This is a genomic window from Spirosoma luteum DSM 19990, assembly GCF_000374065.1.
Classification (GTDB): domain Bacteria; phylum Bacteroidota; class Bacteroidia; order Cytophagales; family Spirosomataceae; genus Spirosoma; species Spirosoma luteum.
Genome location: NZ_KB893253.1, coordinates 62139 through 85308 on the forward strand (window position 1 = coordinate 62139; position 23170 = coordinate 85308).

21 protein-coding genes are annotated in these 23170 nt (G+C 51.5%); 17 read left to right on the forward strand and 4 right to left on the reverse strand.

Translation table 11 applies throughout. The features are described from left to right. Window positions 1-8 precede the first annotated feature (8 nt). Together B156_RS0111200 and B156_RS0111205 are read right to left on the reverse strand one after the other, a co-directional pair. The gene (locus B156_RS0111200) at window positions 9-1262 is read right to left on the reverse strand and encodes a PQQ-dependent sugar dehydrogenase (RefSeq protein ID WP_018619795.1); all 1254 of its coding nucleotides are present in this window, start codon (window positions 1260-1262) and stop codon (window positions 9-11) included. A 79-nt stretch (window positions 1263-1341) separates the two neighbouring features. Then, window positions 1342-2940 carry a carboxylesterase/lipase family protein gene (locus B156_RS0111205; RefSeq protein ID WP_018619796.1) on the reverse strand — a complete coding sequence of 533 codons (1599 nt, stop codon included), beginning with the start codon at window positions 2938-2940 and terminating at the stop codon, window positions 1342-1344. Window positions 2941-3550: 610 nt separating this feature from the next. On the opposite strand from B156_RS0111205, the gene B156_RS0111210 reads away from it, so the two are divergent. From B156_RS0111210 to B156_RS0111220, 3 genes are read left to right on the forward strand one after another with little or no spacing between them, the layout of a single operon-like run. Next, on the forward strand, window positions 3551-4684 hold the full coding sequence (locus B156_RS0111210) for an XdhC family protein (RefSeq protein WP_018619797.1): 1134 nt from the start codon (window positions 3551-3553) through the stop codon (window positions 4682-4684). A gap of 57 nt (window positions 4685-4741) precedes the next feature. Further along, a complete protein-coding gene (locus B156_RS0111215; RefSeq protein ID WP_018619798.1) occupies window positions 4742-5227 on the forward strand; it encodes a (2Fe-2S)-binding protein in 486 nt (161 codons plus the stop codon). Between the two features lie 9 nt (window positions 5228-5236). Next, window positions 5237-7489 (forward strand): xanthine dehydrogenase family protein molybdopterin-binding subunit, encoded by a 2253-nt coding sequence (locus tag B156_RS0111220; protein WP_018619799.1) that lies wholly within the window; start codon window positions 5237-5239, stop codon window positions 7487-7489. A gap of 133 nt (window positions 7490-7622) precedes the next feature. Here the strand turns inward: B156_RS0111220 and B156_RS31355 are convergent, their stop codons facing one another. Next, the gene (locus tag B156_RS31355) at window positions 7623-7814 is read right to left on the reverse strand and encodes a hypothetical protein (protein ID WP_157627008.1); all 192 of its coding nucleotides are present in this window, start codon (window positions 7812-7814) and stop codon (window positions 7623-7625) included. 481 nt (window positions 7815-8295) lie between these two features. On the opposite strand from B156_RS31355, the gene B156_RS31360 reads away from it, so the two are divergent. The 5 genes from B156_RS31360 (at window position 8296) to B156_RS0111240 (ending at window position 15236) form a co-directional block, all read left to right on the forward strand. After that, window positions 8296-8616, forward strand: a complete 321-nt coding sequence (locus B156_RS31360) for a hypothetical protein (RefSeq protein WP_157627009.1) — start codon at window positions 8296-8298, stop codon at window positions 8614-8616. An 84-nt stretch (window positions 8617-8700) separates the two neighbouring features. After that, window positions 8701-10872, forward strand: a complete 2172-nt coding sequence (locus B156_RS0111225) for a TonB-dependent receptor (protein WP_018619800.1) — start codon at window positions 8701-8703, stop codon at window positions 10870-10872. Window positions 10873-10941: 69 nt separating this feature from the next. Continuing rightward, window positions 10942-11580: a hypothetical protein gene (locus B156_RS0111230; protein WP_018619801.1), complete on the forward strand. Its 639-nt coding sequence runs from the start codon at window positions 10942-10944 to the stop codon at window positions 11578-11580. A gap of 15 nt (window positions 11581-11595) precedes the next feature. After that, window positions 11596-13653 carry a heavy metal translocating P-type ATPase gene (locus tag B156_RS0111235; RefSeq protein ID WP_018619802.1) on the forward strand — a complete coding sequence of 686 codons (2058 nt, stop codon included), beginning with the start codon at window positions 11596-11598 and terminating at the stop codon, window positions 13651-13653. A gap of 524 nt (window positions 13654-14177) precedes the next feature. Next, window positions 14178-15236: a hypothetical protein gene (locus B156_RS0111240; protein WP_026260766.1), complete on the forward strand. Its 1059-nt coding sequence runs from the start codon at window positions 14178-14180 to the stop codon at window positions 15234-15236. Between the two features lie 66 nt (window positions 15237-15302). On the opposite strand, the gene B156_RS30800 is transcribed toward B156_RS0111240, so the two are convergent. Next, the gene (locus B156_RS30800) at window positions 15303-15665 is read right to left on the reverse strand and encodes a four-helix bundle copper-binding protein (RefSeq protein ID WP_084757709.1); all 363 of its coding nucleotides are present in this window, start codon (window positions 15663-15665) and stop codon (window positions 15303-15305) included. Window positions 15666-15845: 180 nt separating this feature from the next. On the opposite strand from B156_RS30800, the gene B156_RS30805 reads away from it, so the two are divergent. The 9 genes from B156_RS30805 (at window position 15846) to B156_RS0111285 (ending at window position 23168) form a co-directional block, all read left to right on the forward strand. After that, window positions 15846-16292, forward strand: a complete 447-nt coding sequence (locus tag B156_RS30805; RefSeq protein WP_084757711.1) for a hypothetical protein — start codon at window positions 15846-15848, stop codon at window positions 16290-16292. Between the two features lie 170 nt (window positions 16293-16462). Further along, a complete protein-coding gene (locus B156_RS0111250; protein WP_018619805.1) occupies window positions 16463-17581 on the forward strand; it encodes a YncE family protein in 1119 nt (372 codons plus the stop codon). Between the two features lie 6 nt (window positions 17582-17587). Then, the gene (locus B156_RS0111255) at window positions 17588-18364 is read left to right on the forward strand and encodes a hypothetical protein (protein ID WP_018619806.1); all 777 of its coding nucleotides are present in this window, start codon (window positions 17588-17590) and stop codon (window positions 18362-18364) included. A gap of 221 nt (window positions 18365-18585) precedes the next feature. Then, window positions 18586-19065 carry a DUF305 domain-containing protein gene (locus B156_RS0111260; protein ID WP_018619807.1) on the forward strand — a complete coding sequence of 160 codons (480 nt, stop codon included), beginning with the start codon at window positions 18586-18588 and terminating at the stop codon, window positions 19063-19065. Between the two features lie 472 nt (window positions 19066-19537). Then, the gene (locus tag B156_RS0111265; protein WP_018619808.1) at window positions 19538-20107 is read left to right on the forward strand and encodes a DUF2911 domain-containing protein; all 570 of its coding nucleotides are present in this window, start codon (window positions 19538-19540) and stop codon (window positions 20105-20107) included. A gap of 166 nt (window positions 20108-20273) precedes the next feature. Beyond that, a complete protein-coding gene (locus B156_RS0111270) occupies window positions 20274-20738 on the forward strand; it encodes a DUF3347 domain-containing protein (protein WP_018619809.1) in 465 nt (154 codons plus the stop codon). 56 nt (window positions 20739-20794) lie between these two features. Next, window positions 20795-21361, forward strand: a complete 567-nt coding sequence (locus B156_RS0111275; RefSeq protein WP_018619810.1) for a helix-turn-helix domain-containing protein — start codon at window positions 20795-20797, stop codon at window positions 21359-21361. 98 nt (window positions 21362-21459) lie between these two features. Continuing rightward, window positions 21460-21672, forward strand: coding sequence for a heavy-metal-associated domain-containing protein (locus tag B156_RS0111280; protein ID WP_018619811.1), 213 nt, complete (start codon window positions 21460-21462; stop codon window positions 21670-21672). A gap of 95 nt (window positions 21673-21767) precedes the next feature. Next, window positions 21768-23168 carry an efflux RND transporter permease subunit gene (locus B156_RS0111285; RefSeq protein ID WP_018619812.1) on the forward strand — a complete coding sequence of 467 codons (1401 nt, stop codon included), beginning with the start codon at window positions 21768-21770 and terminating at the stop codon, window positions 23166-23168. The last annotated feature ends 2 nt before the right edge of the window (window positions 23169-23170 follow it).

Consider the following 23170-nt stretch of genomic DNA (forward strand, 5'->3'; position numbering starts at 1 on the left):
CGGCACCCTTACCGCCTATCAATTCGATACAGTCTTCCCCCGTCCGTAATGGCATACAAGGCTCCGTCCGTCCCCTGGGTTATATCCCGAAAACGCTGGCCCTCACTCGCCAGCAATCGTTCCTCACCAACTACCCGATTATTTTCAATCACCAGCCGGACAATGTGCATCCCACTCAGCGCGCCAATAAACAGATTATTCTGCCACTCCGGGATGCGATTACCGCTGTAGAAGGTCATGCCACTGGGCGACACCACCGGGTCCCAGTAATAAACGGGTTGCTCCATACCAGCCCGTTGCTGAATGCCTTCCCCCAGGCGTTGTCCACTATATTCAAGCCCATACGTAATGACCGGCCAGCCATAGTTGGCTCCGGGTTGAATGTGGTTAATCTCGTCACCTCCTCTGGGACCATGTTCGCTTTGCCAGAGATCTCCTGTTACCGGATGGAGGGCGAGTCCCTGTGGGTTTCGATGCCCATAGGTATACACCTCGGGACGGGCGCCCGCCTGCGATGCCAGGGGGTTACCAGCCGTGGGCACTCCTTCTTTGGTGATGCGGACTATTTTCCCTAGCCCGGAATTCAGTCCTTGTGCCTGAGTACGGGTAACGTTATCGGCGCGTTCTCCTGTGCTGACGAGCAGGTTGCCAGCCTGATCAATGACAACCCGACCTCCGTAATGCGCCGTGCCTCGATAAGCTGGCAAGGCGCGGTAGATCACTGCCACGCCCTCGAACCGGGTTTCATCGGGTGACAATTGCCCTTTGGCTACTGCGGTCAGATTGCCATCGGTAGTTGGTTCTGAAAACACCCAGTACACGGTTCGATTCGTCGAAAAAGCCGGATCGACCCGCACGCCCAGGAGCCCGCCCTGACCAGCTGGATTGACCGTCGGAATACCAGTAATCGGCTCCCCCAGTCGCCCCGTTGTGGTGGCTATTCTCATAGTACCTGCTTTTTCCGTAATCAATAGTCGGCCGTCTGGCAAGCTGGTAATGCCCCACGGGCTTCTCAGGGCGGTGGTCAGGACATTGCTTTGGTAACTAGTGGTTGATTGGACACCAGCCACCCGGGTTTGTCCGGCAAAAGCTGAGCTATAGGTTGCATTGGGCGGGTTCGTTTCAACCGGTGAACTACTCGTTGTTGTTCCGGAAGTAGGTGGCGTTGTTCCAGTGGGCGTGGCGGGTGAGTCGCTATTCGATTTGCAGGAAGCTGCCGCCAGGAAGCTACTGGTGGCAATGATCAGCAGTTGAGTTTTCATAGTCGTTGTGTTGAGGAGTAATGTCATTAATGGAGAAAGCCGGATTGGCTGATCCGGCTTTCTCTAGTCTTTATTCCACCTAATTAACCTTGATGGAAGTGGCCGCTTTCTCCATCACATCCAGTCTGGCTTTCCGTTCGTCGGGACCAGCCACTGCCGAGCCGTCTTGTCGAATTTCGAAGACCTCATTCTTTTTAGAATCGTACACTGGCCAGTGGGGCAGTCCCTTGCCATTGGGATTGCCTGTCTTGGCGAAGTTGGCCCAGTAGGTATTCATCAGGCTGGCGACTTCTTTATCCTTTGGTGCCACCGTAACGCCATTCCGATCTCTCAAATTGTCAAATACGTACCCAATTTCGGATGCGTGTGCTGCGCCAAAGCGCATTCGGGCTTGCAAGGCAGTAGGGACATAGGAAAACAGATACAGGTAGGCAGGCGAGCCTTTGGCGACAAAAGACCTCGCTGAAAAGCGAGCCGGTTCGGCCCAAACTTTATCGGTGTTGACCAGGGAAAGCATCCTAGCGAAATCAGTGGTACCGTCTGCATCGTAGGCTTTGATCATTTCATCCTTTAGGGGGGTGAATTGAGCTAGCAGCTCTTCCTTCGATCGGGCATTGACAAAGCCGGCGGGTACTTCAGCGCTGTTCGACCCGATAAGAAGCGGAACCTTCGCCTGCCTGCCCGCTTTAAAGGCACTCTCGGCTGTTTCCACCACGAGCTTACCATCGAGAATGGGCCCTGGATACGTTGGGGGTCCACCCGGACCAGCCGTCTCCTGGCCGCCATCCACAATCTCAGCAGCACTCAGTGCCCGGAGCTTGGCTAGTGCCGCTGCATCCGTCCCTTTAATACCATAGCGCTTAGCGAAGTTTACGCCGATGGTCTCAGCCGATACCGGGTAATGCACATCCGCATTTTCTTTATTGATTGGTCGGCCGGTCAGCACACCGTCACGGGCACCACCTGATTCGCTGATTGCCTTCTGGAAGAGGCCTTTAGCTGCTGGTATTGACAATAGGGACAGCACCGAAACGCCACCGGCAGACTCCCCGAATATGGTTACGTTTTTGGGGTCTCCACCAAAGGCAGCAATATTTTTCTGAACCCATTGGAGGGCAGCAATCTGGTCCATGTAGGCATAGTTGCCCTTAGGCTCTTGGGAATGCTCCGTACTCAGCGCAGGGAATGCGAAGAAGCCAAGTCGGCCTAACCGGTAGTTGAAGGTGACCAGTATGACGCCCTGTTTGGCAAACTGAGTCCCATTGTAGTCCGGCTGAGAACCACTGCCAAATACAAAGGCTCCTCCGTAAATCCACACCATAACCGGAAGCTTTGTTTTGGCAGTGGCATTGGCGGGTTTCCACAAATTGAGAAACAGGCAATCTTCGGAGGAGGTGGTCGACATTGCTGGAGCACCCGGCGAAAATCCTCGCTGCGGAGGATCGGCTCCAAACTGACTGGCATCACGCTCTCCGGGCCACGCAGCAACCGGTTGGGGCGGCCGCCAGCGGTTGGCTCCGATCGGAGCGGCTGCATACGGAATGCCTTTGAAGCTAGAAACATCTCCTTCGGTCACACCCCGCACGACGCCCGATGCGGTCTGAACCGTAGGACCGGTTGGTTGTGCCGGTAAGACATGGGTAATCAGCAGGGCAAATCCCAAAATTATTTTTTTCACGGTGCTGGCGTTTAGGTATTAGTAGCTTGCAGCTGATTGGGCTACCTGACAAAGGTCACGTATACACAAGAAGTGACGGGTATACAGATTACGGATGTTACTACCATTATTACTGATTTAGCGCTATGTAGAACAGTCCGTTCGCGCATCAGCCCAACGACCAAATCGTTTGACCGACTGTATGGGTACTCATTCTGGTTGATTGCCGGTAGTTCTCGGTCGTTTGGCTAAACGATTTCTCTCATCCGGAAATGGTGTATCATCTGGCCGGAGATGAGTTTTTTCCGGGCTTTTTCCAGAACTGGTTTATGTTAGGGTGAGGGCGGTAAGTCTTACTACACCGATTCAGTTTATTGAACCGCTTTGCTACATCAATCTAAACGAGAACCGGTTCAACATTCGTCAACGGTAGATTAAACCTATATTTATGAACGTCTGCCCTGGTCAAACCAGTAATAATGGTAGTAATATCCGTAATCTGTATACCAGCCGGTACGAATAGAATAGAGACATTTGTTCGGATACACATTGTGTTAAAATAGCTGACAGTGACTCGCTAAGCTCTACTTTAAAAGCGGTACTGGCTATCAGTCCAACGAAGGGAAAGGGCATGAAAGAAATTAACCGGATACTCGCCATTTATGACCAGATTAACCATGCTCAGCGCAAGGTTGCCCTGGCAACGGTCGTGTATGTAGAAGGTTCAGCCTACCGCCGTCCTGGTGCCCGGATGCTGGTCAGTGACGACGGGCGCTGGGAAGGGGCCATCAGTGGCGGTTGTCTGGAAGGCGATGCACTGCGCAAAGCCCGCCAGGTCATGCGGGAGGGTACACCCATGGTTGTGCGTTACGATACCATGGACGACGATGCCAACAGTCTGGGCGTGGGATTGGGGTGCAACGGTATCATCGACGTATTAATTGAACCCATCGACCCGGCCTCGCTGATGAATCCGGTGGCCTTATTACAGGCGTTTGTCAGGCAACGCGACCGGCGGGTTATCGCCACGGTTTTTTGTAGTATGTCGGTAACGGACCTGACTATAGGCGATCGATTTGTCCGTACCGAACGAGTATCAGCCGGTATTCCCGATTGGCTGGAGCCTGATATGAAGCTAGTGATGGCCTCGGGAAAGTCGCAGACGTTGACCTATTCGGTAAGCGGTGGCCGGGTAGACGTGCTCATTGAACGAATTGACCCTGGTATCGAGCTGGTAATTTTCGGGGCTGGCTACGATACGATTCCGCTTACCCGGCTGGCCACCGAAATCGGCTGGTCCGTTACGGTGACCGAAGATTGCATTGCCCATCTGGCACCTAAACGCTTTCCCGAAGCAACTTGTCTGCTCTACGCGAATGCGGATGACGTAACCGATACCCTTTCATTCACGGATCGGACGGCGGCCGTGCTGATGTCACACAACTACAGCTACGATCTGGCCGTATTAACCAAACTGCTGTCGACGGATGTACCCTATATTGGTATGCTCGGCCCTAGGAAACGCTACGACAAAATGCAGATCCACTGGGATCGGTCCGGTCAACGTTTCGACCCGTCCGCCCTGAAGCGCGTGCATTCACCCATTGGCCTGGATCTGGGGGCTGAAACACCCGATGAGATCGCCCTTTCCATACTAGGTGAAATAAAAGCCTTTTTTAGCCAGCGGTCGGCTGGTTTTCTGACTGATAGAGTTGGACCGATTCATGAACGGGTTTCCGTTGATCAACAACAGGTTGTCGTCTGATCTAGCTGGCTAACCGACCAATACAAGTTCAGTGTAAACCCTTTATTCCTTACTACTGTGGCAAAATACAGTTTAAAAATCAATGGCAAAATCAGGCAGCTGGATGTTGATCCAGCCACGCCGATGCTTTGGGTGTTACGGGATCATCTGGACATGCCCGGTACCAAGTACGGCTGTGGCATCGCCCAGTGCGGAGCCTGCAAGGTGCATCTCAACGGCGTTGCCGTGCCTTCCTGCCAGCTACCCGTTTCGGCTGTTGGTAATCAGGCCGTTACCACGATTGAAGGGCTATCGGCGAAAGGCGATCATCCCGTTCAGAAAGCGTGGCTGGAACACGATGTCGCGCAGTGTGGCTACTGCCAGGCTGGGCAAATTATGACGGCGGCAGCCTTATTGAAGGAGAATTCCAAGCCGACCGACGCCGACATCGATGCGGCCATGAGCGGCAACATCTGCCGGTGTGGCACCTATCTGCGTATCAAAGAGGCTATTAAATCAGCCGCTAAGGAAGTAAGTACCTCGTCCTCGTCTACTCGTAAATAACCCCTGACTATGAATACGACTAAAACGACCTATGACCGGCGTTCCTTCCTGAAGAGCTCGCTACTGGCCGGAGGGGGCATGATGCTCAGTGTGAGCTGGCTATCGAGCGCTAAAGCCGCCGACAAACTACAGGCACTGAACCTGCCCGAGCAGTGGGTTCAACTGAACGGCTATATACAGATTACACCTGACAACGTGATCAAACTCATTTGCCCCAACCCGGAGTTTGGGCAAAACGTGATGACGTCGCTGCCGATGATGGTGGCCGAAGAACTGGATGCCGATTGGAAGAATGTAGTTGTTGAAATGGGACCCCACGACAACGCCAGATTAGGCCCCCAGTTTACCGGAGGCAGTAATTCGGTGCGCATGTACTGGAAACCCCTCCGCGAAGCCGGGGCAGCCGCCCGGCAGATGCTCTGCGAAGCAGCCGCCCAAACGTGGAGTGTACCCGTCGGTGAAGTGACGACCAAAGCGGGTGTTTTACATCATGCGAGCGGGAAATCAGCGAAATATGGTGAAATGGCCAGTAAAGCCGCTACTCTGGTCGTGCCCAAAGGCATGAAGTTAAAAGCCCCGAAAGACTTCACCATTGTCCGTCATTCCAAGAAGAATGTTGAAGGGCACAAAATAGTTACCGGCAAACCCCTCTTTGGGTTGGACTACCGGGCTGATGGGATGTTGATCGCCATGATTCAGCATCCGCCAGGCTTCGGCATGAAACTCAAATCCTTCGATGCCTCGCAAATGATCAAAATGCCGGGCATTAAGGATGTGTTCACCCTAAAACTGTATCCGGATGGCTTCGAGCAGGGCGGTTTCGATACCCGTACGTTCAACGAGCTGCTGGTGGTCGTGGGCAAAACCACCTGGGAGGTGATGAATGCCCGCAAGAAGCTAAAAGTCCAATGGGAGCCCATGGGCGACGTCAAAGATACCATGACGGGGCGGAGTGGAAAACGGGAGGTCACGGTTCCGGGTGAACTGGAAACTACCAGTGCCCAACTTGACAAGATGCAGGAGTACGCCAGCAAAGCAGCTCAGCAATTACGGAAAGATGGCGACCCGGAAACGGCATTCAAAAATGCGGCCCAGGTCATCGAACGCACCTACAATGCGCCTTTCCTGGCCCACAACTGCATGGAGCCGATGAATTTCTTCGCTCATGTGACCGACGAGAAAGCGGTGGTAGCCGGGCCTTTGCAGGCACCGGGTTGGGCCGAACCCACGCTGTCAAAACTATTGAACCTGCCTGCCGACAAGATCGAGATTCAGATGACGCGCATGGGAGGAGGCTTTGGTCGTCGGGCGTACAGTCAATATATGTATGAAGCGGCACTGATCTCTAAAAAAGTAAAGGCACCCGTCAAACTCATGTACACCCGCGAAGATGACATGACCTATGGCATCTATCGCCCCATGTATACGGCTACGTATCGGGCAGCTCTGGATGCGAATAAGAACCTGATTGGGTTCCATGTGAAAGGGGGCGGCATACCGGAACATGCTATTCATGCGAACCGTTTCCCGGCCGGTGCTGTCGATAACTACCTGGCCGAAAGCTGGGAGATTCCATCCAATATTACCATCGGGGCTTTCCGGGCACCTCGCTCCAACTTTAACGCAGCCGCCGAGCAATCCTTTCTGGATGAAGTAGCCGAAGCCATGGGCAAAGACCCTATTGAGTTCAGGCTCGACCTCTTAAAAAAGGCGAAGGCGTCTCCCGTGGGCAAAAACAACGAGTATGACGCCGACCGCTACGCAAGTGTGCTCACGCTGGTACGCGATAAGTCGGGCTGGAACAAGCCCGGTAACGAGAAATACCACCGGGGTGTAGCGGCTTATTTCTGCCACAACTCGTACGCGGCCCACGTGGTCGATATAGTCACCCGGGATGGCGAACCGTATGTAGAACGCGTATTCAGTGCCATGGACTGCGGGATCGTAGTGAACCCCGATGCGGCCCGAAACATGGTGCAGGGCGCGGTGGTCGACGGAATTGGTAATGCGTTCTATGGTGCCCTGACCCATAAAAACGGAGCTGCCGAGCAAAGCAATTTTCACAATTACCGGATGATTCGACATAACGAAGCCCCGAAGAAAATTGAGGTTCACTTTGTGGAAAACGACCTGGACCCAACTGGTTTAGGTGAACCGCCCTTTCCGCCGGTGTTTGGCGCAGTGGCCAACGCTTTGTACAAAAACAAGGGGAAGCGTTATTACAATCAGCCCTTCAAGCCCGAGTTGGACAAGCGGATTTAAGATGAATTGATGTTGAAAACACAGAGCCGGAACCAAGTTGATTTGTTCCGGCTCTGTGTTTTCCAGCCAGTAATATCCACAGGGGTTGACTCGTAGTAAATGCCGATACGCAGACTCGTCCAGCCCTTTCTGACTACTTAGCCGCTGGTGGTGGAGTGGGGTGCTCCATAACCGACTCGGTATTTATTACCGTATCTGGCCTTGTCACACTGGTCGACGTATCGGTTGGTGATTTATCGGTTGATCTGTCGGTCGAGTTGCAGGCAAGTAGACAACTAACTAATAAAGTGAGCGTAAGTAATTTCAAAAAAAGCTTGGTTTCCATAGAATGTCGGGTTTAGGATGTAGACGTATATGTCAATTAGGTTCAACTGAAAACCGAATCGTATGGTTTGAAAGTATGCTTTTGCAACTAACTGTCTATTAGCCAGTCAACTTATTGTCTAGCCCACTTTCTATTAGATTGTAGCGTAGAAGTTATTTCTGTTCTAGTCCATCACCTACCTTCTTGCCAATTTCGCTATTGACCCCGATTTGGCCCAACCTAAAATGTTTTGTTCGAAATCAACTGGAGGTTTAAATGAACTAAAGTATGTTAAAACATAAATCTGGATACTTTATTTATTTTGTAACCCGGGTCAACTCCTATCGGTCGTATACACACCGAGTTGTTAAGTAATCTGCTAATTAACCATTAGTCAAGCGTTAATAAGTCTTGAGCGTGAATGCCGACTCTCTTCCCTTTGCCCAACATTGACGCTATTTATGACTACCCGTTGCATAGAGTTAGGCCTTACCTTTGTTCCATGATACTGTTGCAGCTTCTGTTGGCGCTTTATGTGGTGATGCTTTCGGCATTACCCTGTGAAGCCCTATGCCGGGATGAATCAGCACCACTTCGTGCTTACCCGTCGACGCCAGCTTCACAGGATTGCTCAGCGGAAGAAGGGTGTTCGCCCTTCTGCCAATGTGCGAGCTGCCCCGGCTTTGCCGTACCGGCCCCCTTCGAGCTGACAGAAGAGACTCTCACCACTAATTCTCTTGCAACAAAACAACTGCCCCTTTACGTGGCCCCCCACCGGCTGGACGTACTGGGCCGTATCTGGCAACCGCCCCGGTTAGCCTAACCTCTCATACACGTTGCTTTGGCATTGCCCCTGAACGGGCAAGCAAGGCTTGTTGTGTTTCTTTTATGCTAACTGATCCCCTTTATGAAGTATTTCTTAGGGCCATTGCTGGGCGCATGGCTCTCGCTTACAATGGCTTATGGGCAAACGCCCTTTGAGGCCATCCTCACTGATGCCAAAACCAACAAGCCCCTGATGGGGGCGAGTGTCGCCCTGGCGGGCACAACCCTGGGCGCTGTTTCAGACTCGACCGGCCAGGTCACACTGACCCCCGTACCGGATGGTCAGCAAGTTATTCTGTACTCGTTCGTGGGCTATGCACCCCGGCGGGACACCCTGGTGTTTCCTCTGGCTAGTGCCCAACCCTTACGAGTGACCCTGGAGGCCGAAGGCGAAGAACTGGACGAAGTCTTTGTCACCTCCACGCGCAGCACCCGCAGTATTGCCGATGAGCCTACCCGCATTGAAGTCATTGCCGCTGAAGAGTTGGAAGAAAAAACCAACATGAATGCGTCCAATATCTCGATGGTGCTCCGGGAAACGCCCGGCATTCAGGTGCAACAGACCTCAGCAACCTCGGCCAATCAGACGTTTCGCATTCAGGGACTCGATGGACGCTATACCCAATTGCTGCAAAACGGCTTACCCCTCTACAGTGGCTTTGCCTCCGGCCTGAGTATCCTGCAAATTCCGCCTTTGGACCTTAAACAGGTCGAAATCATTAAGGGTAGTCAATCCACCCTCTACGGTGGAGGAGCTATTGCGGGCATTGTCAATCTGGTGACTAAGGAACCGGGTAAGGAGCGGGAAAATCTGTTGCTGCTCAACGGCACATCCGGGGGCGGATTAGACCTCAATGGCTTCTTTAGCGGTCGGGGGGATAAACTGGGCTATACGCTTTACCTGGCCCGTAACACCCAGCGAAGCTATGATCCTAACGGGGATAACTTTTCCGATATTCCCCAATCCCGCCGGGTAACGGTGAACCCCCGGGTGTTTTGGTATATCTCCGAACGGACAACGGCTGATGTAAGGCTGAGCGCCAGCCGGGAGGACCGGACCGGCGGGGATCTGGCGGTGATTCGCGACAACGCCCAGGGCTATACCGAACGAAATCAATCGGATCGCTTTACCGCTCAACTGAACGTTCGACACCGAATCGGCAAACAAACCACCGTGTATCTTAAGAACAGTCTGACCTGGTTTGACAGGACGTTGACCACGCCCGGCTACCGCTTTAGCGGGCGACAGCGGGCTTCCTTCAGTGAGCTGGGACTTAACCGTTTTGGGGCTAAATTGGAATGGGTAGGGGGTCTGAACCTCTGGACGGATACCTTCCGCGAACTAGGTAATCAGCCCCCTCAGATGGTGCGTGACTATACCCTGAATACGGTAGGTGCTTTTGTGCAAAACGTCTATAAACCGGTTCCCCGCTGGACGCTGGAAACGGGTTTGCGGCTGGATCATCAGCCGACCTACGGCACCTTTCTCTTGCCCAGGCTTTCCCTACTGGCCCAACTCAGCGACAAACTAACGTCGCGGCTGGGGGGCGGCCTGGGTTACAAAGCACCCACGGTGTTTAGTGAGGATGCCGAACAGCGGCTCTACCAGGGGATACTACCCATTGATCCTCGCACCACGAAGGCCGAAACCTCCCAGGGCGTCAACTGGGATTTCAATTACCGCACCCAAATCCTCGAAGGGCTACAGCTCACGCTGAACCAGTTGTTTTTCTATACCCGGATTCAGCAGCCGCTGGTTTTAAACGCAGAAGCAACCAACCAATTCGCCTATAAAAATGCGAATGGACACCTGGACACGCGGGGCTTTGAAACGAATGTAACGCTGAAGTTTTCGGACTTCCGGCTGTACAATTTCTATACCTTCACCGATACCAAACGCCACTACGAGAACCTGAATCGGCCCCTACCGCTGACGGCTAAACACCGGGGTGGATTCGTGGTTATGTATGAAAGAGAAGAGAAATGGCGCGTTGGCTATGAAGCCTATTACACGGGGCGACAGGCATTAGAAGCGGGTACCCCTACCCGTCCTTACTGGACGATGGGCATCATGGCCGAACGGCGGTGGGAACACTTGAGTGTCTTTATCAACTTCGAGAATTTTACCGATGTGCGCCTGTCACGCTTTCAGTCGTTGGTAACCGGGTCGCGGTTACAACCTCAATTTGTGCGGGAGATTTGGGCACCCACCGACGGGAGAATCATCAACGGGGGTATAAAACTCCGGTTTTAAGTGGCTTATTATTGGGTAGGCCCGGTCATCGTTCGTTGATTCCGCGGCCTCTTTACGAAACATACCTCCATGAACACTATGCTGTATGGAAGCCTGACACTGAGCCTGCTACACGCCCTGATCCCCAGTCATTGGTTGCCCTTTGTAACCATTGGGCAAACGGAGGGGTGGAGTTACAGGCAACTTCTGACCGTTACGGCTATTGCGGGACTGGCCCATACGATCAGTACAACGCTGCTGGGCGTATTGGTTAGTCTGGCGGGTTTGCAATTGGCCCAGAATTACCATACGCTCTCCGAGCGGGCCATACCCCTTTTGTTGCTTGCCCTTGGTCTATGGTACCTGATGCAGCACCTGCGTGATAATCACCACGCCCACGCCCATATCGACGTGGGTACGGCCGTGCCAGGGTCAGACCGTAAAGCCCGTTCCTTCGGTGGGTTACTACTGTCGCTGGGGGTGGCCATGTTTCTCTCCCCCTGTCTGGAAATAGAAGCGTATTTTCTGAGCGCGGGTGCCAGGGGCTGGGGTGCGGTCCTGTTGGTGGCCCTGGTCTACAATGTAATCACGCTGTCGGGCATGTTGCTGATGGTGACGCTCGCACGACAGGGATTAAGCCGGATAAACCCGCACTGGTTCGAACACCACGAAAACCTGATTACCGGCCTGACACTCGTTGGGCTGGCCGTATTTAATTTTTTCTTCTAATTCTGATAAAACAAAATGGCAGACGATCAAAACGGTCCGGCGCACCGGCACGATGAAGCCGGTCACACTCATGATGATGTGGAGCTGATCGAAGCAGGGACAACACCGGTAGCCGACGCTACGGCTGCTGGGGTGGCTCCCCAAAAAGGCCCGTACCAAACGTGGCGTACCTATGCGCCTGCTGCAATCAGCCTGGTTCTGTTGTTAGCTGGTATCGCATTGGACTATTTTAAGGTGATTTGGTTCAGAGATCCCATTCGGGCAATCTGGTATGTAGTGGCCTACTTACCCGTTGGCTGGCCGGTACTGCGCCGGGCGTGGACCAGTATTTTAAAGGGCAACGTGTTCACCGAATTTTTCCTGATGGGCGTGGCCACCCTTGGTGCGTTTGCCATTCGGGAGTACCCCGAAGGCGTGGCCGTTATGCTTTTTTACACCATCGGCGAGTTGTTTCAGGATGCCGCCGTGCTCAGGGCACGTCGCAGTATCAAAGCTCTGCTCGATGTGCGTCCCGATGAAGTAACCGTGCTGAAGAATGGCCAGGCCCAAACCGTTAAAGCGGCCACCGTTGGGATTGGTGATGTGATTCAGATCAAGCCGGGCGAAAAAGTGGGTCTGGATGGAACGATGCGTTCCGATGGAGGTACGTTCGATACGGCTGCCCTGACGGGCGAAAGTGTCCCCCGCTCTATTACCAAGGGCGAAGCAGTACTGGCGGGCATGATCAACCGGCAATCGCTGGTGGAAATGGACGTAACGACCCCCTATCAGGATTCCAAGCTATCACGTATCCTCAAACTGGTGCAGCAGGCCACGGGCCGTAAAGCCCAGACCCAGGAGTTTATTGCCCGGTTTGCCAAGATATACACCCCGATCATTTGTTTGCTGGCCGTCCTGATTACGGTCGTGCCTTACTTTTTGGTGGTTGACTATCAATTTGCCGACTGGCTGTACCGGGGTTTAGTGTTTCTGGTGATCGGCTGCCCGTGCGCCCTGGTGATTTCCATTCCGCTGGGTTATTTCGGTGGTATCGGGGCTGGATCGCGGCAGGGCATTTTAGTTAAAGGCTCGGTATTTCTCGACTTGATGACCCAGCTCAAAATGGTTGTAGTGGATAAAACGGGAACGATGACCAAAGGTGTGTTCACTGTGCAGGAGGTGAAACCGGTGAGCATCGAAGCCGCAGCCTTAGCCCGGCTGACGGCCGCCCTGGAAAGTAAGTCCACCCACCCAGTGGCTACGGCAATCATAGACTATGCCCAGTCGCTCCGGCGTACCGGTGGAGTCGCCGGGGTCCACGGCGGGGGGGAAGACTACGAGTCGGTTCCGGTCGAAAACGTGGAGGAAATTGCCGGGCATGGGCTGAAAGGGACCGTTGAAGGAAAGGAAATGCTGGCGGGTAATGCCAAACTGCTCCGCAAATACAACGTACCTTTTGACGAAAGCCTGACCCAAATCCCCTATACCATCGTCATGACGGCTATTAACGGACAGTTTGCCGGTTATTTCATTATTGCCGACGAGGTAAAGCCTGACGCGGCTGACGCTGTTGGTCGGCTCCAGAAGGAAGGTATTCGTACGGTCATGCTGTCGGGCGACAAGTCGGCGGTAGTCGAGATTGTGGCCAAACAGGTCGGCATTGATGAGTACTACGGTGATTTATTGCCTGAAGACAAAGTGGCTCATGTTGAACGACTGAAAGCGGAACTGGCGGGCAACCCAAAGGCAAAGCTGGCCTTTGTCGGTGACGGGGTTAACGACGCCCCGGTAGTTGCGCTGGCCGATGTGGGTATGGCGATGGGGGGCCTGGGCTCCGACGCGACTATCGAAACCGCCGACGTGATCATTCAGAATGATGAACCCACTAAAATAGCAACTGCCGTGAAAATTGGTCGGGCCACGCGCCGAATCGTCTGGCAGAATATCACTCTCTCGTTGGTGGTCAAAGCGATCGTGCTGGTGCTCGGCGCGGGTGGTATAGCCACCATGTGGGAAGCGGTTTTTGCCGATGTCGGTGTGGCCATGCTGGCTATTCTGAACGCGGTGCGGGTGCAGAATCTCAGGTTCGACTAAGCATGAATTCATCACGGCATCGTAAACGACCAGTATACAAATGTTGGAAAACATTCTGTACTGGTCGTTTACGATGCTCTACTTTGTGTTTAGACTGACTGGATTCTGACTAAAGTTTTCAGTAGCATACATCTTGAATTTGCTCAGTAAAGAGGGGCAGTTTTTCTGAGCAATTTTTACTGGGGTCGATCTTGATATAGGTCATTCATTTATAGTAAATTGCCGGGTCCAACAAATAGAATTAAATGGCCTTTTATTGGACGAAAAATGCCGGGGAAGTAGGAGGGAAACGTACAGTAAAAACATGTAGGTTTCGTTAAAAAACGCTACGTAATACCTATCAGAAGCTTACCAGTGAGGTTCCGGGCTATTACTCTGCTGATGAGTAATGTACTGATGAAAACACTTCATTTATCCGGCACAGGTTTGATTCTTTTGCTCGTATGATTGACATGCAGAACACCAAATGGGTATTACGTTGGCTGCGTTAATACCGTACATTTACCCTAACTTTAACTTCCCCTATGCGCTACGCATTATTATTGACGCTGCAACTTTGTTACCTGTTGGCAAGTGGCCAGCCATCTGATTCCGGTCAGCAAATCGCGAAGGGTCATCTACCCGTTCTCATGACCGATGCAGGTGGAAGGCTACATATGGTATTCGGTCAGGATTCCACTATTTACTATTCAACTGCTAAAGATTCCAGGACTAAATTGGGTTTACCGATGGCCGTGGCTACGCTGCCAAACTTAGTAGCAGGGGCCAAACGGGGACCTCAACTGGCTGTTTCCGATCAATTCATTGTGATTACGGCGGTAAACCGAATGGGCGATTTGTTTGCCTACTCTCTCGACCGAAGCACGGGTAAGTGGTCCTCGGCAGAACGCATGAATGATGTCCCTGCCACTGCTAAAGAAGGGTTTCATGCGGTTTCGGGGGCGGGCCAGGGAGTCTTTCATACCGCCTGGCTTGACTTGCGTAATGATAAACGGAATAAGATAATGGGAGCAACATCGCGGGACGGTGGGCGTAGCTGGTCGGCCAACCAGGTTATCTATCAATCCCCCGATGGTACGGTTTGTGAATGCTGTAAAGTATCCATCAAGGCAAAAGACAACGACGTATATGTACAATTCAGAAACTGGCTTGGCGGTTCTCGTGATCTTTACCTTGTTCATTCATCAGATGGCGGTTCGACATATGCAACAGCCCAGAAATTAGGAACCGGGACGTGGAAATTAAACGCCTGTCCAATGGATGGGGGTTCAGTAGTGCTTTCATCGACTGGGCAGCCCTTAACCACCTGGCGACGCGAGAACACACTGTATACGTGCGTTCCCGGTCAGGCGGAAAAAGCCGTAGCTACAGGTCGCAATGTAACCGCAGCCGATGGCGTTAGCGGAGCGGTGTTGGCCTGGGATGAGGGGGGCACGGTCTGGATGAAGCCTGATGGTGAGTCACCAGTTGCTCTGGGAAAGGGGCAGATGCCCAGCCTTGCCATAGGGGGACAAACCGTCGTGTGCGTTTGGGAAGCCGATGGGCAGGTTATGATGAGGGCTATCTCCCTAACAAGTAAATAGTACGTGTTCGTGTAAAACCTCCGCCAGCATACAACCGGCGGAGGTTTTAATCTCGTCCCTATCTGGTTAAACAGCTACACTATGTGCGCCTTTGGCCATCTTGCGGCAGGCCTCGGCGCACCGGCGACAGGCTTCAGCGCAGGCTTTGCAGTGTTCATGTTCGTGCTGGCCGCATTCCTCAGCGCAGGCTTCGCAAAGGTGGGCGCAGAGTTGACACACATCGGCCGCATGCGGACTGTTACTGGCCATGAAGGATACCGCCAGATAGCAGATTTTGGCGCAGTCGCGGTCGAGGCGGATACAGTTGACCATCATCTTCACATCCTGCTCACTGAGGCAGGCTTCGGCGCAGGCATCGCAGCTTACGGCGCAATCCTGACAGGCATCAATACAATCCTGGTACTGTTGAGGGGCTAAGGTCGTTGCCATATAATAAAGAAACGTTTTGTTGATACCAAGACAACTACCAAAAAGCAAAGCAGTTTAGCAGATTCAAGCCAGTTAGTTTCAAACTAACCTGTTTCTATAAATTTTGTAAATGCTTTGCCGAATCCTGTAACAGAAATGCCCGGCAAAGGCGGTAAGTTTGCAGGACTAAAATCCGTTTGAATGAAAACTCCGCTCCATACTCGTCTGATTTGCTGCTGGCTGGCCCTCCTGGTCCTGCTTGGCAGCACAGGCTTTGGTATGGTTGACCACTGGTGTCACATGCGGGGACACACTAAATCGCTGTCCCTGGCCCAAGCGGGGTGTGCTTCATCCTGCCCGTCTGATAAAGGATCAGATCCGATTTCGGGAGAGCATTCCCTCAAAAAAATGCCCTGCTGTAAGGTTACTCTTTCGTACCAGCATCTTGATGTAAGCCGCTTCATTACAGATCAGCATTCGATTGCGACTCCGCAACCAGCTGATTTTATACCCAATCCTGAGTTTTACTCATTACTGGCGGCTATCACGCCAGCCGACCGGCTACCCGTAGCTCCGTCTATTGCCGACGACCCACTTTCCCGACCTGGTCGCTACCGGCTTACTTCCCTCTGTACCTGGCTCATTTGAGCCTGTTTGGCTAATTGGTTACTCGCTGACGGATGGTATTTGCCTATTCTGGTCAGCGGGCATCTGCTGTCTAAACCAACGCTTCCCATTTTCATTTTTCTACCTGAGCTCTTTGCCTTGCTGGAGTTGTACTGAGTTGTAATCCTAATCAGTGTAAACGTTATTTTACCATGAAAAAGTTAGTTATCCGGGCCGTTTCGCCCCTGGTTTTCCTGTCCATATTGTCAGGGTGTATGCACAACATGGACCATGGCAATAGTATGCAGCCTGAGCTTGCCATAAATTATCCGGCAGCCTACGTGGTTAATGCGGAAGGCAACAGCCTGTCGGTGATTGATCTGGCGACACAGCAGGTTAAAGAAACCGTTTCGTTCGGAGCCGCATCGGTGGCTCATTCTGGGGGGCATTCAGGCTCAACGATGACTGATATGGTCATGTGGCCGCATCACATCTATCGCTCACCCGATGGTACCAGACTCAGCATTGGCGTACCCGGCATGGATCTGAGCGCGGGTCACTCGGGAGGCATGGCCGGAATGACCGGGCGAATACTGGTCGTAAACGCAAAAACAGGGGCAACCCTAACCAGCCAGCAAACGCCGGTGATGAACCATAACGCCGTATTCTCACCCGATGGCACCGAACTCTGGACATCCCAGATGGACATGGCCGGTAAGGTACTCGTGTATGATGCTGGTTCTATGGCCCTTAAAAATACGATTACTGTAGGGATGGAACCGGCCGAGGTAACCATGTCGGATAATGGTGGTCGGCCGCTGCCGCAATATGCGTTCGTAGCCAACGGCGCGAGCAATACTGTATCGGTCATTAAAGTAGCTGACAAAACGGTTGTGAAAACGATTCCGGTGGGCGACGATCCGGTGGGCGCCTGGCCTGGTGCGGATGGAAAGATGTATGTGGATAATGAGAAAGGACAGAGTATCAGTGTCATTGATGTGGCTACGTTAGCCGTCGTTGAAACCGTTAAACTTGGCTTCACACCGGGCTACGCGGCCTATCAGCCAACGCGTAACGAACTATGGGTAAGTCAGGCTGGTACCGGTAATAAAGTAGTCATCTTTGAACGGATGAATGGCAGCTGGATGAAGATGGGCGAGGTGGTAACAGGCCTTGATGCCCATGCCATTGCGTTCACCAAAGATGGCAATACGGCCTACGTTACCAACCAGGGAGCAGCCACTGTATCGGTTATTGATGTTGTTACCCGGACTAAAAAGAAAGATATCGCGGTGGGCAAGAAACCAAATGGACTCACCCTGACTAATTAGCCGTCGATGAATCGCACCTGGCACCTTCGTATTCGTAAAACGCACCGGTATCTGGGGTTGTTTATCGGTATCCAGTTTCTACTTTGGACGCTGGGTGGATTATACTTTAGCTGGTCCAGCCTTGACGATATTCACGGCGATCACCTAAGGCGTCGGGCGGCTTATGTCCCTATCAAAAAGGTGCTGGTGTCGCCCACGGTTCCAATGCAGGAGCTTGGGCAACAAGCCGGTGTTGATTCGATAGCTGGGGTTTACCTGATTGACGTGCTGGGGAAGCCGGTTTATCAAATAGCTTATCAACACATTGGTGCGGATGGACACGCCATGCAGCATACCCGACTAGCCGATGCCCAGACGGGGAAACTGCGGCCTGAGNTAACCAAAGCAGAAGCCGTGTTACTGGCCCGGCAGCATTTTACCGGCTCATCGGCCGTTGATCAGGTGGAATACCTGACCACTACAAACGGGCACCATGAGTACAGGGGAAAGCCTCTGCCTGCCTACGCCGTGACGTTTGAGCAGCCTGCGCATGCTACCATTTATGTGGCGTCCCATGTAGGGACCGTACAATCTGTGCGCACCGACCCCTGGCGTGTTTTTGACTTCCTGTGGATGCTCCACACGATGGACTATGAAGGCCGCGACGATATGAACAACAGTCTGCTCCGGACCTTTTCGGTGTTGGGGCTCCTGACTATTTCGTCGGGTTTTGCCCTGTACTTTGTTTCGTCGCCCTGGTTCCGGCGTAAACCAAAGCGGGTATCAATCGTATCCACTATGTAGTAGAGGTTCTGTAATTGACAGTAAGTAGAGTAGCGATTATTTCTGAATCTACTCAATTAAACGCAGGTTACCACTATGCTTGCCATTACCAAAAGTGGCCAGCCATAATTCTGACCACGAAGTCGACGGTACGAGGCTAAAAATTTAGGTAACACAAACGCTCTTAAAAGCAAAGCCTTTTAGAAACGTTTTTATTTAATTAATCACAAAAAACTGACATCATGAACCATCCTGATCAACACGAATCGCACAAGCCGGTATATACCAATTTTATGCTCATGCTGGCCGGTTCCGCATTATCAATGTACATCACGATGTACTTTAATACGTACGAATTAAGTCACGTATATTTCAGCTGGACACGCCTGTATATGACGCTGATAGGTGTTTCTGGTATGGCTATCGTAATGTTCATATTTATGCGCCACATGTACACGGATAAGGCGAAAAATGCCATGATTATAGCCGGAAGTCTTCTCGTAATGGCATTGGGTACCACCCTGGTAAGGAGTCAAATACCAATAGACGATGTCAAATGGATGAAGGCTATGATTCCGCATCATTCCATTGCTATTTTGACCAGTAGCCGGGCTGATATACAAGACCCTGAGGTGAGAAAATTAGCCGATGATATTATTAAAGCACAGGAGAGAGAAATTGGGGAGATGAAAGCGATGATAAACCGACTGGAAAATAACTAATACGGGCTGTACCCGTAATCACAGCAGTATTACCTGCATACGTTGTAAAGCAAACGGAAATATGCTTCGCTGATGCCCGAAAAATGACCTCTATGAACTTACGCTCAAAAGGAGAATTTAAGCGTAAGTTCATTTCTTTCGCTGAGTTAAAAAATACACAGAACGGTAGGGGAAAAATGCCAGCGTCTGGTAGTCAACCACATCGGAATTATCGGAATAAAAATTAATCGCGGGCTAGAAATTACAGGCTGATCAAGCTCAAAAAAAGATAGCTAAGAAAATCGTCAATGTGCTTGTGAAAGCCAACCCTTGTACCTATACATTAGCCATAAAATACTAATTATCAGACTATTAATCCGGCGTATTATGAGTAGCAGGAAGCATTCTTTTACCGTAGTGTGTATTTGTTAAAAGGCAATATCGATACGATTTTTTTGATTAAACTGTGTTTAAAACATTCAACAATCAATTCATGAAATTTACACCAATGAACAGATTCTTTTTCGTGTTTCTATTTATGGGTCTGCCATTTATGGCGCTGGCTCAACACGAAAACCACAGGGTTAAAACAGATACCGCTAAAGTCAAGCCAAAAAGTCCACGACTTACGGCAATGGCTATGGTGGGTACTAATCATGTGCATATCGATTATGGTTCACCAAGTGTAAGAGGGCGTACTATCTGGAATGGCTTAGTCACCTATAATCAGGTGTGGGCTACGGGAGCACATAAAGCCACCTGGATAGAATTTGGCCAGGACATAATTATTCAAGGCGAGGTTATTCCAAAAGGCAAGTATGGCTTCTTTACAATTCCTGCTGATAAAGAATGGACCTTAATTATCAGTAAAGATTGGGATATGCACCTAGCCGACGATTATAACGAACAAAATGATGTAGTCAGACTAAAAACTGTACCCAACAAGAATGCAACGTTATCGGAGTCATTGACCTATCAGGTTAAGGAAACCGGTAACAACAAAGGCAGGGTAAGTATGAGCTGGGAAAACCTGACTGTCTCTTTTGATTTCAAAAATAAATAGACACAATAACTAAATTTAATTTCCCCGAATTCGTATGATTCCTGGCTTAATGGATCTGATTTCAGGGAGTTTAATTTTACTTTTTGGCTTTTAGGTAGTCTGTATTGTAGTTACCTTAAGTACATAAACTTTAATGTAAGTTTTACCAATTTAATTTAATAAATCTATGAAAACCATTCGTTTCACACTGGCCGTACTGGCATTCACTACGCTATCGGTTCTCTCCTACGCCCAAACGCTAACTCCGGCCCTGACGGCCTATTACGGCGTAAAAGATGCCTTGGTAGCCACTAATGCTGCCAAGGCTAAAACGCAGGCTGCGGCCTTGGTTGCCTTGCTGAATAAGATGGATAATGCTAAACTGCCAGCTGCTGATAAAAAGGCACTGGCCACGGCTAAAACCAGCGCCACTGCCATCAGCAAATCTGTCAATGTAACCGCGCAGCGCAAACAATTCGAAGCTTTGTCGACCAGTATGATTACGCTGGCAAAAGCTACAAAACCCGCCAAAGCCTATGTGCAGTACTGCCCAATGGTCAACGCAACATGGCTCAGCGACAGTAAGGACGTTAAGAATCCCTATTACGGCGATAAAATGCTCACCTGCGGCACTGTAAAGGAAACCATTTAAGTGTCACCCTTCCCCAACTAACTCGCAAGAGTTGGTTGGGGCGCTATGCGTTAACGATGGCTCTACAGGAACTCTTTATCAAGAACATGGTATGCGACCGTTGCATCTGGGTTGTCCGCCGTGAATTGGAGCAGTCAGGCTATCGGGTGGCACAAATCGAACTGGGCCGGGCTGTTCTTGATAGTCCATCGGTGGACCTGGCACAAATTGAATCTACGCTCGAACGGCATGGTTTTTCGCTACTCACCGATAAGACCGCTCAGGTGGTCAATCAGGTAAAAACGCTCATTATAGACCTGATACAGAGCGGACGGATTGCCGACCTGCACATCACCCTATCGCATTATTTATCGGAGCAGATTGGACTGGATTACGCCCATCTGAGCCATTTGTTTTCGAGCACCGAAAGCCTGACCATCGAGAAGTTCTGGATCATGCAGCGGGTTGAGCGGGCCAAAGAGTTGTTAACTTACAAAGAACTGGCCATCAGCGTAATTGCTATGCAGTTAGGCTACAGTAGTGTGGCTTATCTGACCAATCAATTTAAGCAAGTAACAGGCCTGACACCAGCTGCTTACCGGAATCAGAACCTGACTGATCGGAACCCGTTAGACTGGATATAAAACGGCAAAAATATTGACAGTCCGGGCGGGAATTACGTAATGAAACCGGACCGTTTTCAGGCGACATTTGTTCTACTACCAGATAAAGAACAAACGCTATGGAAACAATCAAACTGAAGACCAATATCAAGTGTGGAGGTTGCATATCGGCGGTTACGCCTTATTTGAACCAGTCAGTAGGCGAAGGCAACTGGCAGGTCGATACGCAGAATCCCGATAAAGTGCTGACGGTAAAAACGGAAGGCGTGAGTGCCGATGCCGTTCAAAAAGCCGTTCAGCAGGCGGGCTACAAAGCCGAAATACTGTCGTAACACGCACGTACTTCGCCGTTGAAAAGCCGCCTGACACAGGCGGCTTTTTTTGTGGGTCGCTCCGTCAATAACCAATGCCGTAAACCAGGGTAACTATGATTGAGGGCCTGATAAAAATTTCGCTTCGCAACCGTTTCATCGTGCTGCTACTAGCCGCCGGGCTGTTCGGCTGGGGGGTGTATTCGGTGAAAACCAGTAAAATCGACGCCATTCCCGACCTCTCGGAGAATCAGGTCATTGTCTTTACCGAATGGATGGGTCGCGCTCCACAACTCATCGAAGACCAGATTACCTACCCGCTCGTCACCAATCTGCAGGGACTACCCCAAGTCAAGTACGTGCGCGGCACCTCCATGTTTGGGATGAGTTTCGTCTATATAATTTTCGACGATAACACCGATGTCTATTGGGCGCGGGAGCGGGTGCTGGAGCGGCTCAACTACGCGGCCCGGCTATTACCCGACGGGGCCGTACCGACCCTAGGTCCTGACGGTACCGGCGTAGGCCACATTCTCTGGTACACGCTCAACGCGCCCGGCATGGACCTCGGCGAGCAGCGGGCGGTGCAGGACTGGTACGTCAAATTTGGCCTGCAAACTGTACCGGGCGTGGCCGAAATCGCGTCGTTTGGCGGCTTCCAGAAGCAGTATCAGGTAACGGTAGATCCGAACAAACTGACATATTACGGATTATCGGTACCACAGGTAATCGGGGCTGTCCGGGCCAACAACAACGAAGCGGGCGGGCGTAAGTTCGAGTTGAGCGGCATCGGCTACATCATTAAAACGTCGGGCTACCTTCAGTCGGTTGAAGAGATTCAGAACATACCGCTTAAAACGGTGGGCAGCGTCCCCGTACGGGTAGCCGATGTGGCCACCGTTCAGATGACGGGCGAAACGCGGCTCGGCATCTTTGACCTCAATGGGCAGGGCGAAGCCGTGGGTGGCATCGTGGTGATGCGCTACGGCGAAAACGCCGATGAGGTAATCACCAACGTTAAGACCAAAATGTCGGAGGTGGCCAAAGGTTTACCCAAAGGGGTCAGTTTCAATATTGTCTATGACCGCAGCGGACTGATTCAGGAGTCGGTGAACTCCATTACGCACACACTCATCGAAGAAATGGTGGTGGTCTCCCTGGTGGTGTTTCTGTTTTTACTGCACTGGCGGTCAGCCATTAGCATCATCATTCAGATTCCCATTACCATTGCCACAAGTTTCATTCTACTAAACGCTTTCGACATTTCCTCGAACATCATGTCACTGACGGGTATTGCGCTGGCTATCGGGGTCATTGTGGATAACGGCATCATCATGGCCGAAAACGCCTACCGGAACCTGGCTATCCGGCAGGCCGAACTAACGGCGGAACGGGATAAAAACGAATCGGCCAACGAAATACGAAACGGCGGGAATGCATCCGGCAATGGGAATGGGAAAGCAGAAAAAGCTGTCGGATTACCCCGATCACAATCCACCCCACAAAACTACGATTGATT

Coding starts and splice junctions, on each gene's coding strand:
- B156_RS0111200 (WP_018619795.1), bottom strand. CDS start 1,262: ATGAAAACTCAACTGCTGATCATTGCCACCAGTAGCTTCCTGGCGGCA.
- B156_RS0111210 (WP_018619797.1), top strand. CDS start 3,551: ATGAAAGAAATTAACCGGATACTCGCCATTTATGACCAGATTAACCAT.
- B156_RS0111220 (WP_018619799.1), top strand. CDS start 5,237: ATGAATACGACTAAAACGACCTATGACCGGCGTTCCTTCCTGAAGAGC.
- B156_RS31355 (WP_157627008.1), bottom strand. CDS start 7,814: ATGGAAACCAAGCTTTTTTTGAAATTACTTACGCTCACTTTATTAGTT.
- B156_RS31360 (WP_157627009.1), top strand. CDS start 8,296: ATGATACTGTTGCAGCTTCTGTTGGCGCTTTATGTGGTGATGCTTTCG.
- B156_RS0111225 (WP_018619800.1), top strand. CDS start 8,701: ATGAAGTATTTCTTAGGGCCATTGCTGGGCGCATGGCTCTCGCTTACA.
- B156_RS0111230 (WP_018619801.1), top strand. CDS start 10,942: ATGAACACTATGCTGTATGGAAGCCTGACACTGAGCCTGCTACACGCC.
- B156_RS0111235 (WP_018619802.1), top strand. CDS start 11,596: ATGGCAGACGATCAAAACGGTCCGGCGCACCGGCACGATGAAGCCGGT.
- B156_RS0111240 (WP_026260766.1), top strand. CDS start 14,178: ATGCGCTACGCATTATTATTGACGCTGCAACTTTGTTACCTGTTGGCA.
- B156_RS30800 (WP_084757709.1), bottom strand. CDS start 15,665: ATGGCAACGACCTTAGCCCCTCAACAGTACCAGGATTGTATTGATGCC.
- B156_RS30805 (WP_084757711.1), top strand. CDS start 15,846: ATGAAAACTCCGCTCCATACTCGTCTGATTTGCTGCTGGCTGGCCCTC.
- B156_RS0111250 (WP_018619805.1), top strand. CDS start 16,463: ATGAAAAAGTTAGTTATCCGGGCCGTTTCGCCCCTGGTTTTCCTGTCC.
- B156_RS0111260 (WP_018619807.1), top strand. CDS start 18,586: ATGAACCATCCTGATCAACACGAATCGCACAAGCCGGTATATACCAAT.
- B156_RS0111265 (WP_018619808.1), top strand. CDS start 19,538: ATGAAATTTACACCAATGAACAGATTCTTTTTCGTGTTTCTATTTATG.
- B156_RS0111270 (WP_018619809.1), top strand. CDS start 20,274: ATGAAAACCATTCGTTTCACACTGGCCGTACTGGCATTCACTACGCTA.
- B156_RS0111275 (WP_018619810.1), top strand. CDS start 20,795: ATGGCTCTACAGGAACTCTTTATCAAGAACATGGTATGCGACCGTTGC.
- B156_RS0111280 (WP_018619811.1), top strand. CDS start 21,460: ATGGAAACAATCAAACTGAAGACCAATATCAAGTGTGGAGGTTGCATA.
- B156_RS0111285 (WP_018619812.1), top strand. CDS start 21,768: ATGATTGAGGGCCTGATAAAAATTTCGCTTCGCAACCGTTTCATCGTG.